Here is an 11,710-nt window from a genome sequence, read left to right as displayed (position 1 = left end):
CTTCCGCCTCAAGATCCGGACGGTCCGCGACGGCGCGCAAGCGCGTAGCGCCGGTCACCTTCCCGTAGCTGGTCCTCACCGCCGGGGGATGCCATCGCCCGGGTTCAGTCGCAGTGCCCCGGGTGGCACCATGTCGGGGTGGAGCCACCGATGGACGTGACCGAGCCGGCGCATGCCGCGCGAGTTTCCGCTTACGCGACCGTGGGAGGACGGCTGTCCCTGCTCAGCGACCGTCGGCTCAAGGACGCGGTGGCCGCCGCGCCGAGCCTCGGCTCCGGCATCGGCGGTAGGTCGGCGGAGATGGAAGTCGACGGCATACGCGTCTTCGTCAAGCGGGTCCCGCTGACGGACATCGAGCTGCGGCCGGAGAACGCAAGGTCGACCGCCAACGTGTTCGACCTTCCTCTCTTCTACCAGTACGGGGCAGGGTCGGCGGGGTTCGGCGCCTGGCGTGAACTGGCCACGCACATCATGACGACGGGCTGGGCCCTGAAGAACGAGTATGACGGCTTCCCGCTCCTCTATCACTGGCGTGTTCTGCCCGACAGTCCCCCAGCCGGCTTCGTCGACGAACTCGGGGGCGTCGGGGGAGCCGTGGCGCACTGGGAGGGCTCGCCGGCCGTGCGCCGTCGACTGGAAGCCATCGGACGGTCCTCCTTCAGCCTGGTGCTCTTCCTGGAACATGTGCCGCAGACACTCGCCGAGTGGCTCGGCAAGGCCCGCGCTGAGGCCCTGCCGGAACCGTCAGGCGAGTCGCCCTATCGGTGGATCGAGAAGGCGCTGCTGCGGGGAACGGAGTTCATGAGCGCGCGCGGACTGGTCCACTTCGACACGCACTTCGCCAACCTGCTCACCGACGGCCGGCGCGTGTACTTCGCGGACTTCGGGCTCGCGTTGAGCCGCGACTTCGAACTCTCGGCCGAGGAGCGCGCTTTCCTCGCCGATCACCTCCTGTACGACCGCTCCTACGCACCGAACCACCTGCTCCGCCACCACCTCCCGGACGGCATGCGTGGCGACACCGACCACGGAACCTTCCTGCGCGAATGGGTCGACGGCCATCGACCAGGCAGCGTCCCGGCCGACATCGGCGCGATCATCGACCGTCACGCCTCGCACGCGGTCGTCCTGGACGACTTTCATCACCGACTGCTCACGCACAGCAAGCGCACGCCCTTCCCCGCCGCCGCACTCCGGCAGGCCTTGTCCGGCGCGTCAAAGCCAGCGGAATGAGAGCCTGTTGGTCCGGGCGGCGGTCCAGGACCAGGCGGGGCGCGCCCCGGCCGCTGAGCCGTTTCGTGGTGGGCGCCCTCGATGCCAGGACGGCAGCGGAAGGCATCAACGCCCATCTTCCGCGAGGTCAGGAGATCGGCTCATGATGGCGGTGCGGCGGCATGTGCGGGAGACTGCGGGGTGTCCACTTCCAGATCGCTCGCGGCTTCCGACGAGATACGCGCGTATCTCGTCGATCGGTTGAATTTCGCCCTGCGCCGTCCCGGAATCTTCGGGACGGATTCGGAACTGGCCCTGCGCATGCTGATGGATCACTTGCTGTTCGTGGAGTGCCTGCCCGAGGCCTTGGCCGAGCAGCAGCGCGTCTGGGACGAGCGCGGCGCCTGGTCCAGCACCGGCGTCGCAGGCGTGTTCCGCGATCTGATCCCGGAGCGCTACTACGAGTACGGCATCGCCTCGGTGTATGCCGAGTTCGCGCATCAGCGCGGTTGGCTGAAGCCCGACCGCGTACTCGACCGTGACGCGTACGCAGCCCTGCGGGGTACGGTCCGCCGGTGGGCGGGCGAAGACCGCGTGTGGACGGACGTCGTCGCCGAGTTCGGAACCCCGTCCATGCTGTTCGGCAGCGACAACCCCTACTACGGCAAGACCCTCGGCTACCTGACCAAGAACCCGCAGGACCCGATGGTGTCCTTCCACCTCTGGAACGGCAGTGCTCCGGAAGCCGGGCAGGCATGGCCGCCCGAGCACGAGGAACCCCTCCTGCTCGCGGTGCGCTTCGGAACGGGGCCCTTCCGCCAGACCTTCACCTTCACCCCGGAAGGCCGGCGACGGCTCCCCGCGGAGTAGAGCGGGCCCGGGCGGCATCGGTCCGGCGCCCGGTGGACGCGGCCAGTACCGACGCCAGCAGGAACGCCGCCGAGGCGATGACCGCCGCCGCGTGCAGCCCCCCGGTCATGCCGCCCGTCGCGCCGAGAAGGGTGCCGAAGAGGGCCACACCCATGGCGGTGCCCACCTGACGGGACACGTTGAACACGGCCGACGCCACGCCGGCCTGGTCCGCCGGGCTCGCCTCCATGACCGCCACGGTGGCGGCCACGACGGTGACGGGCGTCGCCAGACCCGTCGCCATGAGCGCGAACAGCAGCACCGGGTAGGAGGTGCCGGGACCTGCCGCCAGCCAGCCCAGGAAACCCGCGCTCCCGAGCGCCAGCGCGCCGGCCATAGGCGGATAGGGACCGCTGTGCGCGGTCAGGCGGCTCGACAGCGGTGCCGCGAGGAAGCCCATGCAGACCGACGGCAGCAGGGCGAACCCGGTGCTCAGCGGGCTGAGCTGACGTTCCTGCTGGAAGTACAGCGTGGCCGCGTAGAGCATCCCGTAGTAGCCGAAGCCGAGCAGCAACCCGATGAGGTTCGTCGCGGTGAGCCGGAGGTCGCGGAAGAGCGACAGCGGCAGCAGCGGCCGCCTGCCCTCCGGCCGCGGCACAGCGCCCTTCTCCAGACGCAGTTCGACGGCGACGAAGACGGCCAGGGACACGACACCCCCCGCGAACAGCGTCAGCACCTTTGGCGACGACCACCCCACGCTCCCCGCCTCGTTGAGCGCACCGGTCACCCCGAGCAGCCCGACCACGCCGAGCACCACACCTGCCGGGTCCGTCCGGCCCGGCCGGGCCCGCCGGCCGGGAGCCGGTACATGACGCAGGGTCAGCAGCACCGCCACTGCGGCGACGGGCAGGTTCACCCAGAACACCGAACGCCACGCGAAGCCCGAGACCAGCAGCCCGCCGACCGCGGGTCCGGCACCGAAGGCGACGGCCGACACGAGCCCCCAGCAGCCGACCGCCCGGGCACGCTGGGCCCGGTCGGGGTAGGCCGCCTGCAACAGGGCGAACGACGCGGGAATCAGCAGCGCGGCCCCGGCACCCTGACCCAGCCGGGCCGCGATCAGGACCTGCGCCGAGGACGCCACCCCGCAGCCCACCGAGGCGGCCGCGAAGACCCCCAGGCCCATGAGGAACAGCGTGCGGTGCCCGAAACGGTCCCCGAGTCCGCCGCCGAGCAGCAGCAGTCCGGCGAAGAAGGCGCTGTAGCCGTCGACGATCCACTGCAGGTCCGACGCGCCGGCATGCAGCGAGTCCTGGATGGAGGGCACAGCCACGTTCACGACCGTGACGTCGAGCATCACCAGGAAGGAGCCCAGACTCAGCGCGATGAGCGGCGGCAAAGAGAGGGACGGCCGGCCCGGTGGCGCCCCGGCGGAGGCCACAGGAGCGCGCGAAGGGGAAAGAGAGGGATCCGTGGAGGTCATGCGAGCCAGTCTCGGGCTCCGACACTTCGTCGTCCGTCGAAGTGTCGCCGTACTACGCTGGCCGCATGACCAGGACGACGACCGGCCGGCGCCGGGACCAGGTACACCACCAGCCCGACATCGCCAGGGCAGCCGCCCTGATCGCCGATCCCTCCCGCGCCCGGATGCTGAAGGCGCTCAGCGACGGCCGAGCAGTGCCCGCCGGCCTGCTCGCCGCCGAGGCCGGCGTGAGCGCCGCGACGGCGAGCGCCCACCTGGCCAAACTCGTCGAGGCACGCATGGTCACCATGGAAAGCGCGGGCCGGTGCCGCTACTACCGCCTGGCCGACCCCGACATCTGCCTCGCCCTGGAGGCCCTGGCCGTCATCGCACCGCCCCTCCCGGTCACCTCACTGCGCGAGAGCAGCACCGCCGGCGCCCTGCGCCGCTCCCGTACGTGTTACGACCATCTCGCCGGCCAACTGGGCGTTGGCCTGCTGGAATCCCTGCTCAAGACCGGCCTGATCACCGGACACGACGGCACCCATCGGCCCGGCGAAGCGGTGCGCGACGGCGCGGCCGGTTACGGACACGACGTCGACTACCGGCTCACCGAGACCGGCCAGGAAAGACTGGTCCGGTTCGGTGTCGACCTGACCCGGCTGCCGGCCCGCCGCCCCCTGATCCGCTACTGCGTGGACTGGAGCGAGCAGCGCCACCACCTGGCCGGCGCGGTGGGCGCGGCGCTGACCGCCCGGCTCTTCGCACTGGGCTGGCTGCGCTACGGCTCCAGCCCCCGGGTCGTCCATGTGACCGAGGACGGCGCCGACGGCCTGGCCGACACCTTCGGGCTGCGGCCGGCGGACTGACCCGGCCCGGGGCGGCACCGTCCAGCCCGGCCGATCGGTGCACTCCCGCGAGGAACGGGCGCCGGCGTTTCCTGCGACGAGCGATGACGTACCGCCCTCGTGCGTCCAGCATGGATCGGGCCGGGCGGGCCACCGCATCACACCGCCCCAGGAAGCACTCCCACCGGCACAGGCGGAGGAGAACACCGACGTGGTGATCCGGCGATCCGGTGAGCGCCGTGCCCGCCGCGGTCAAGCGTGCGGGTCAGCGCCGGCGGCCGCCCCGCAGTTCCAGCCGCTCCCCTGAGAAGCGCTCGCGGAAGCCGCGGTCGTGCGAGACGGCGACCACGGCTCCCGGATACGCCGTGAGCGCCGTCCGAATGTCCTCGACCAGGTCGAGCGCGATGTGATTGGTCGGCTCGTCGAGCACGAGAAGGTCCACGGGGTGAGTCACCAGCCGGGCGATCTGCAGCCGCCGCCGCTGGCCCGCGGACAGCTCCGCCACCGGGACGTGCAGATCCTCCTCGCGGAACAGTCCCAGCGCCAGCAGCCCTTCGGCGTACTCCCGCGGCATCCCGGGCTGCCCGGCCGCGAAGGCGGCGAGCAGCGGGAGCCGCGTGGAGCGCGCGGGCAGTTCCTGGGCCAGGTACCCGATCCGGCCCGGACGGCACACCGTGCCCGCGTCCGGCTCCAGGTCGCCCGCCAGGACACGCAGCAGCGTCGTCTTGCCCGCCCCGTTCTCGCCCGTGACCAGCAGCCGCTGCCCGGGCGTGATCGTCAGCGCCCCCTCCAGATGGAGTCGCTCGCCGACACGTATGTTGTCGAGTTCGACGAGCTGGTGGCCGACGTGACGCGTGCCGTCCGTTGCCGGCAGGGCCGCCGTGAATCGCAGCGGCTGGGGTGGTGCCGTCACCGGGTTGCGCCGCAGGTGTGCCAGCCGCTCCCGAACAGAACGCACTTGTCCGCCGAGCTTCGCCTCGTGCGAGCGGCGGTGCTTGCCGAAGCCCTGCCTCGGGTCCTTGCCGGTGACGGCCAGCCGCCTGCCCGAGGCTTCGAGCGATTCCTCGGTGCGGGCCAGCTCATCGACCCATCGCGCGTACTCCTGTTCCGCGCGGCGTCGGGCGGCCGCCTTCGCGGCGCGGTATCCGCAGAGGCCGTCGCCGTACCGGCGAACGGTGCGGGCATCCCGGTCGACCTCGAGGATCGTGGTGGCGATGTTCTCCAGGAAGCCGTGGTCGTGGGTGACCGCGACGACGGTGCCGCGGTGCGCGCGCAGCTGCTCCTCCAGCCAGCGCACGGCCGCCGCGTCGAGGTGGTTGGTCGGCTCGTCGAGGAGCAGCAGCTCGGGGGAGGCCGCCAGTACGCAGGCGAGCGCGAGCCGCGACTGCTCGCCGCCCGAGAGCGAGCCGAGCACACGCTCTCGGGTGACACCGGCGAGCCCGAGGCCGTGCATGGCGGCATCCACGCGGGCGTCCGCCTCGTATCCGCCGCGCTCCTCGTACGCGATCAGCAGCTCGCCGTACGCGGCGAGTTCGTCCTGTGACGCCTGGCCGAGCCGCTCCTCCGCCTCGCGCAGCCGGCTCTCCATGGCGCGCAGCTCGGCCAGCGCGAGATCGACCATGTCCCGCACCGTGTGGTCCGGGTCCAGGTCGAGGGTCTGGGCGAGGTGACCGGTGCCGCCGGTGAAACTGACAGTGATCTCCCCGGCGTCCGGTACCTCCGCCGCGGCCAGCAGCCGCAGCAGGGTGGACTTGCCGGAGCCGTTCTCGCCGATGACGGCGGCCTTCTCGCCCGGGCGGACGGTGAAGCACACCTGATCGAGGATGGTCCGGGTGCCGTAGGACTTGGTGACGTCCTTGACGGACAGCTGTGCCACGGAGGCGGGCACAGCGGTATGGGCGCGATCGCGCATGAGACTTTCCCTGGGAATACGAAGGGTCCGCGGGCAGCAGAAACGGCGATGTCAGCCGTGCCCGGACTCAGAGAAAGGAGAAAAAGCGCATATAGGTACCGTACAGGAGGGTCCGTGTCCCCCTCAAGGAGATCGTCTGCCCGTGAGCTCACCAGCCCATGGTGGCCGAGCCGGTTCGACCGCCCCTGGACAGCGCACTTGTCGACCGCCCCTGTCCGGGAGTTGTCCAGGACAGGGGCGGTCGACCTCCTATGGACGGGTCAGTGCCAGTTGCTGATCCGCACGTCGTGCGGGTGCGGTGCGCCTGTGCCCGTCTCCACCAGGGATTTCAGGCTCATCAGGAACAGGGCCCACTTGGTGGTGCAGTGGTTCATGAACTCCACCTGCTCGCGCCACCCTTCGTGCGCGAACAGGATGATCGTCCACTCGCCCTCCTGCTTGAGGTCGAAGGTCACCGTGGTGCCGACCCACTCCTCGGGACCGCTGACGACCTCCCACCGCACCCGGGCGTCCGGCTGCAGTTCGAGGACCTTCATGTCGAAGCCGCCGACGTCGCCGAAGCGGAACTGCAGCACGTCGTCGCCGCTGCCCGCGGTTTCGGTCGTCCACCATGCGGCCAGACCGTCGACCGTGGTGAGTGCCTGATAGACCGTCTCCCGGGCTGCCGTGGTGCCGACCCGGTGCAGGATGTCCGCCATCTCGATCTCCTCACTTCTTCTCTTCGCGTTCTCGGCTCGCTGCTTCTTCGCGTTCTTGGCTCGTTGGAGCGCCCCGGCGATGCCCTTGACGCGCCGCGGCCGGGCGTCCCACGGCCTGCCTCGTGACGGGCAGGCGGGCGAACGGGCAGACGGGCGCTGAGGGTCGGAGCGGTGCCCCGCCCCTCGGCCGGCGGCAGGTCGATCATGCGGCGCCGGGTCGGGTCGCCGATCGCGACCACGGACCGTCGTCGACGCCGGTGTTCATCGCGCGCCCGCCGCCTGCATGGCGACCCGCCGCCAGGCGGGCAGACAGAAGTCCCACCTACCCCTTCCGCAACCTTTGGTTGCACATCACGATAGGCGTCGCCGCCGTCTTACGCAACCGAAGGTTGCTCATCGGTCTCAGGAGGGGGTGCCGGGCCCGCGCCAAGGCCCTCGAAAGGGCAAGGCCGGCGTTTTCGGGGGAGTCGGATTCCTCCCGAGGGCCCAGTACGACGACGGCGGTACCCGACGGGGCACAGCCGTCCCCGCCGGGAATCACCGGTGCCCGGTGCCCGGTGCCCGTCAGCGTGAGGCGGCCGCGCGCAACGCCCACTCGTGTGCCGCCGCGGCGCGGAGGGCGGCCTCCAGATGGTGGACCTCGTCCGACAGAGGATCGTCGCTGCCGAAGACGCGGTCGGCGAGCTCGGTGAGCGTGTCACCGTCGTCGGGCGCCGGGGTGAACAGCACGCTGTACAGCGCGTCGCAGCTCTCCGGCTGGGCCTCGTCCGCCCCTACACCGGTCCAGACATGTGCGCACCGAAGCTGCAGCAGCGTGATGTACGACCGCAGGACGTCCCCCCGGACCTCCGGGTCCGCACAAGCGCGCAACCGGGCCCGCAGCTCGGCGTACAACTGCGGCAGGTCCAGGCCCAGCACGCGTGTACCCGCGTACGTCCACAGCGCCGATCCGGTGCTGGAGCCGCAGGCCTCCCACCGGACATCCCACAACAGACGGGTGAAAGCGGCGCGCGCCCGGCCGCCGTGCAGCGAGATCCCCAGGATCAGACCGCCGTTGCAGTCGACCGAAGCGTGGTTCCCGCCCCACGCGACGAGCCGCTCCAGCCACGCCGGGTCATCGGTCTTCGGAGCGAGGACGGGCAGGAACTCGGGGAACAGTGCGGCCCCTTCGTACTTCTCCAGCGACTCGGCGATCGCGCCCCGCAGCTCCTCGCACGGCAGGTGCAGCAGGCCAAGACACGCGTCCTTCGACACGTCGTACGAGCCGTCGACGTGCTCCCACAGCAGGGACGTGGCCGAGGTGTGGCCCAGGCGGCCCACGGCGTGCAGCACGCCGGACGGCACGTCCTCGCGCAGCCGGCCCCCGACGACCGTCGCCTCCAGCAGACGCGCGGCCAGCCGCCGGTCGCCGTGACGCGCAAAGACCGGCACCAGCGCCTCGTGCGCGGCGGGCGCCGACAGGAACAGCGGCAGGAGCGCCTCCGCATCGGCTGAACCGCCGTGCCGGAGCACCGTCTCGGCGGCCATGGACTTCCACCGCCACGCCACCCCAGGAGCCTCATCGCCGGAGCATCGGTCGAGTATGGCCTGCGTGGCCGGGGACAGCGTCAACTTGGCAACCGCCTCTGTGTGGACAACACCGCACATCATGGCCGAGACCGTTCACACGATGCCACGCGGTTTCCCGCACCTTGATCGATGCCCGACGGCCCCCGGTACGGTGCCCGGACGAACCCCGGACGCTGGGCACCGAACCGACCGGCATCCAAGGCAAGGTGGCAACAAAGACGGCTGGACGCCACGGGCCTGTTCGTCGCGGGCGCCCATCGCATCGGGGCGTGACGCGCGCCACAGGAACTTCGGGCGGGGCGCGGAGAGTACCGAGTGTGAGTCATAAAGAACCAGCGGAATCCATGCGTGCGCGCATACGGGCGGGGGACCGGGCGGCGTTCGCCGAGCTCTACGACCAGTACGCGCGGGCGGTCTACAACCACGCCCTGCGGCTGACCGGCAACTGGTCACAGGCCGAGGAGGTCATGTCCGAGACGTTCCTCGCCGCCTGGCGCGGCCGTGAGCGGGTCGAGCCGGAGGGCGAATCCTTGGGGCCCTGGCTGCTCGGCATCGCCACGCACAAGGCGCGCAACGCCAACCGGAGCCTGCGCCGGCGGCTCGCCTTCCTCGCGCGCAGCCCGCAACCACGACCCGTGGAGGACTTCGCGGAGGAGACGGCGGGGCGGATCGACGACGCCCGCAGGCTCGCGTTGGTCCACCAGGCGCTGGGCCGGCTGCGCCGCCAGGAGCGTGAGGTGTTCGCGCTGTGCGTGTCGGCCGGACTCGACTACCGGCAGGCGGCGCAGACGCTCGGGGTCCCCGTCGGCACCGTACGGTCGAGGCTCTCACGCGCCCGGGCCCGGCTCGCCCGGCTCAGCTCCGGGCAGGACAGCGCGAGGACGGAACCCCCCGGCCCCCGTGGAGAGATGGAGAGTGAGGCCGCGTTCGCGGCCCTGTTCCTGCAGGAGGAGACCCGATGAACACCGACGGTCGACGGACCGAGGACGCGCTGGATTTGCTGTCCGCGCCGGCCGAATGGGACCTCCCGCCGGAGCGCCACCTCCACTACAAGGACGTCCTGATGCAGCAGATCGACCAAGACCTCGGCCATACTCCCGCCGCCGCCCCCACTCCCGCTCGCGCCGTCCCGGCCCCGCGCCGCCGACTGACGCGTCCGGCCGTCCTGGTGCCTCTCGCCTCGACGGTGCTGGCCGGAGCACTGGCCCTCACCCTCACCCTCAACGGCACCGGCGGCGGTTTCGGCCCCGCGCCTGCGGACCGGGCCGCCGGCGGCAGCGCACACGCCCAGAACGCCTCGCTCACCCTGCACCGGATCGCCGTCGCCGCCATGGCCAGTGACGTCACGCCGGTCAGGGACGACCAGTTCGTGTACGTCAGGAACCTGACCGTGTCGAACAAGGGAACGTTCGAAGGGCCCGTGGAACTCGGCGCCCCGCACACGGTGGAGACGTGGACCTCGCAGGACCCCAGGCCCCTCAAGACCCTCGGCTGGATGCGCGAGTCCGGCAAGGACGCCGTGATGCCCGACGAGACGATCCCCATCGAGTCCACCGACGCGGTCCCGGCAGGCATCGACCACCCCACGTACACATGGCTGTCCTCGCTGCCGACCGACCCCGACGCCCTGCTCGCCCTGCTGCGCCGCGATGTCCGCGTGTCCGACGGAGAGTCCAGGGAGCAGGCCGTCTTCTCCCTGATCGGCGACCTGCTGAGCCAGACGCTCATGCCGCCGCGGAACACCGCCGCGCTGTACAAGGCGGCCGCGAGGATACCGGGCGTCAAGGAGATCCCGGACGCCGTCGACGTGGCCGGGCGGCACGGGATCGCCATCACGCGCGAGGACGCCTCCTCCGCCACGCGTGACGAATGGATCTTCGACAAGCGCAGTCTCGCGTTCCTCGGCGCGCGCGGCTTCATCACCCACGACAAGCAGAAGGGCATCACGTCCGACACGCTGATGGGCAGCACGGCCGTGCTCCGGCGCGCCGTCGTCGACCGGCACGGCGAGGAGTCTGCGGGGGCCGACAGCTGAGCAACAGGGGGCGACCTTGCGGGGGCCCTTCCGGCCCGTCCAAGGTCGCCCCCTGCTTGCCTGCCTGCCTGCCTGCCGGGCGTGCTTGCGCAGCCTCGCCTGGCTTCGCTCTTGAAACGGGGAGCGGGCACGATTCCGCGAGGACGCCTGTTCTGGCAAGGCCCGTCATGGCCCATGGCGGTGGCCTCGCAGCCGCACCTCGTCGCTGACGGGTTCAGAGGGCGGTCTGTTCCCACTCCCAGGGACTGGCGTGGATCTCCTGCAGCAGCTCGGCGAAGACATCGCCGTCGAAGAGCACGCCGTTGTGCTCCGACGGGATCTGCCTGTCGTTGATCACAGCGGTGGGCGTCCCCGGCCCGTCGGGATCCTTCGCACCACCAGCCTTCTCGTACGCCTTCTCGGACGCGGTGACGAAGGAGCGGTACTTCATACTCTTGACGGCCGCGTTGAACTTCGGACCGCGCAACCCCTCTACCTGGTCGGCCAGTTCCAGCAGACGGGCATCGGTGAACCCGTCGACGCTCTCCTCGGGCTGGTTGGCGTAGAGCACTTCGTGGTACTCCACGAATTTGCCCTCCTCCAGTGCTGCCCGCAGTGCGTTGACCGCCTTCTTCGAGCCGCTGCCGCCGAGCCTGTCGTCCAGGAAGGAGGCCAGGGTGTATTCGGTGACCGTCTGGCGATCGAGCGTCGCTTCCCGCAGCTGCGGGGAACCGCCGGTGGTCTCGAACTCCTCACAGACCGGGCAGCGCGGATCCTCGTACAGGTGCACGGTCACCTTCGCGTCCGGGTCGCCCACCAGGATGGTGGTGCCGTCCTTCCCGAGCTCTTCCGGCAGCTTCTCCGCGCTCTCGAAGGCAGGTTTGTCCTCGACCCATCGGTGCCCGCACCCTGTCAGCATCAGCACTGTGGCCACGCACAGCACAGCCCACCGCCCCCCACGCACCATGCGCCATCCCCTCCCGAAGAACAGCGCGACCTTAGATCATCTTTACGAGATACGCACAGTTCGTTTGGTCCAGGAGGCCGGCCCGGGGGGGGCCCGCCGCGGGGGGGGCGGGGGGGGGGGGGGGGGGGGGGAACGTTCCGCGCGGGGGCGGGGGGACCCAGCACGACAAACACAGAAGA

General features: G+C 70.9%; 10 protein-coding genes. 5 read left to right on the top strand and 5 right to left on the bottom strand.

Annotated elements, in window-relative coordinates; all coding sequences use genetic code 11:
- Window positions 1-150: 150 nt before the first annotated feature.
- On the top strand, window positions 151-1,233 hold the full coding sequence (locus ACF07B_RS10205) for a protein kinase family protein (RefSeq protein ID WP_392178539.1): 1,083 nt from the start codon (window positions 151-153) through the stop codon (window positions 1,231-1,233).
- A 180-nt stretch (window positions 1,234-1,413) separates the two neighbouring features.
- A complete protein-coding gene (locus tag ACF07B_RS10200; RefSeq protein WP_392178538.1) occupies window positions 1,414-2,082 on the top strand; it encodes a hypothetical protein in 669 nt (222 codons plus the stop codon).
- On the opposite strand, the gene ACF07B_RS10195 is transcribed toward ACF07B_RS10200, so the two are convergent.
- Window positions 2,045-3,544: an MFS transporter gene (locus ACF07B_RS10195; protein ID WP_392178537.1), complete on the bottom strand. Its 1,500-nt coding sequence runs from the start codon at window positions 3,542-3,544 to the stop codon at window positions 2,045-2,047. The genes ACF07B_RS10200 and ACF07B_RS10195 overlap by 38 nt on opposite strands.
- Window positions 3,545-3,609: 65 nt before the next feature.
- Here ACF07B_RS10195 and ACF07B_RS10190 point away from each other — a divergent pair, with 65 nt between their 5' ends.
- On the top strand, window positions 3,610-4,392 hold the full coding sequence (locus ACF07B_RS10190; protein ID WP_392178536.1) for an ArsR/SmtB family transcription factor: 783 nt from the start codon (window positions 3,610-3,612) through the stop codon (window positions 4,390-4,392).
- Between the two features lie 244 nt (window positions 4,393-4,636).
- Here ACF07B_RS10190 and abc-f read toward each other — a convergent pair whose 3' ends face one another.
- From abc-f to ACF07B_RS10175, 3 genes are all read right to left on the bottom strand, one after another.
- Window positions 4,637-6,283, bottom strand: a complete 1,647-nt coding sequence (gene abc-f / locus ACF07B_RS10185; protein ID WP_392178535.1) for a ribosomal protection-like ABC-F family protein — start codon at window positions 6,281-6,283, stop codon at window positions 4,637-4,639.
- A gap of 260 nt (window positions 6,284-6,543) precedes the next feature.
- A complete protein-coding gene (locus tag ACF07B_RS10180; RefSeq protein ID WP_392178534.1) occupies window positions 6,544-6,981 on the bottom strand; it encodes an SRPBCC domain-containing protein in 438 nt (145 codons plus the stop codon).
- 564 nt (window positions 6,982-7,545) lie between these two features.
- On the bottom strand, window positions 7,546-8,508 hold the full coding sequence (locus tag ACF07B_RS10175; RefSeq protein WP_392178533.1) for a hypothetical protein: 963 nt from the start codon (window positions 8,506-8,508) through the stop codon (window positions 7,546-7,548).
- 386 nt (window positions 8,509-8,894) lie between these two features.
- On the opposite strand from ACF07B_RS10175, the gene ACF07B_RS10170 reads away from it, so the two are divergent.
- Both ACF07B_RS10170 and ACF07B_RS10165 read left to right on the top strand, forming a co-directional pair.
- Window positions 8,895-9,512 (top strand): RNA polymerase sigma factor, encoded by a 618-nt coding sequence (locus ACF07B_RS10170; RefSeq protein WP_369479988.1) that lies wholly within the window; start codon window positions 8,895-8,897, stop codon window positions 9,510-9,512.
- Window positions 9,509-10,585 (top strand): CU044_5270 family protein, encoded by a 1,077-nt coding sequence (locus ACF07B_RS10165; RefSeq protein ID WP_392178532.1) that lies wholly within the window; start codon window positions 9,509-9,511, stop codon window positions 10,583-10,585. Before ACF07B_RS10170 ends, ACF07B_RS10165 begins: the two co-directional genes overlap by 4 nt.
- Before the next feature lie 214 nt (window positions 10,586-10,799).
- Here the strand turns inward: ACF07B_RS10165 and ACF07B_RS10160 are convergent, their stop codons facing one another.
- Window positions 10,800-11,498: a DsbA family protein gene (locus tag ACF07B_RS10160; RefSeq protein WP_392178531.1), complete on the bottom strand. Its 699-nt coding sequence runs from the start codon at window positions 11,496-11,498 to the stop codon at window positions 10,800-10,802.
- Window positions 11,499-11,710 lie beyond the last annotated feature (212 nt).

This window comes from Streptomyces sp. NPDC015532 (assembly GCF_043078065.1).
Classification (GTDB): Bacteria; Actinomycetota; Actinomycetes; order Streptomycetales; family Streptomycetaceae; genus Streptomyces.
Note: the sequence above shows the minus strand (reverse complement) of the source record. Positions and strands in the feature narration are given on the sequence as shown.

What these genes read in the sequence shown, in the direction of transcription:
- ACF07B_RS10205 (WP_392178539.1), top strand. Translation starts at nt 151, where the DNA reads ATGGACGTGACCGAGCCGGCGCATGCCGCGCGAGTTTCCGCTTACGCG.
- ACF07B_RS10195 (WP_392178537.1), bottom strand. Translation starts at nt 3,544, where the DNA reads ATGACCTCCACGGATCCCTCTCTTTCCCCTTCGCGCGCTCCTGTGGCC.
- ACF07B_RS10190 (WP_392178536.1), top strand. Translation starts at nt 3,610, where the DNA reads ATGACCAGGACGACGACCGGCCGGCGCCGGGACCAGGTACACCACCAG.
- abc-f (WP_392178535.1), bottom strand. Translation starts at nt 6,283, where the DNA reads ATGCGCGATCGCGCCCATACCGCTGTGCCCGCCTCCGTGGCACAGCTG.
- ACF07B_RS10180 (WP_392178534.1), bottom strand. Translation starts at nt 6,981, where the DNA reads ATGGCGGACATCCTGCACCGGGTCGGCACCACGGCAGCCCGGGAGACG.
- ACF07B_RS10175 (WP_392178533.1), bottom strand. Translation starts at nt 8,508, where the DNA reads ATGGCCGCCGAGACGGTGCTCCGGCACGGCGGTTCAGCCGATGCGGAG.
- ACF07B_RS10170 (WP_369479988.1), top strand. Translation starts at nt 8,895, where the DNA reads ATGCGTGCGCGCATACGGGCGGGGGACCGGGCGGCGTTCGCCGAGCTC.
- ACF07B_RS10165 (WP_392178532.1), top strand. Translation starts at nt 9,509, where the DNA reads ATGAACACCGACGGTCGACGGACCGAGGACGCGCTGGATTTGCTGTCC.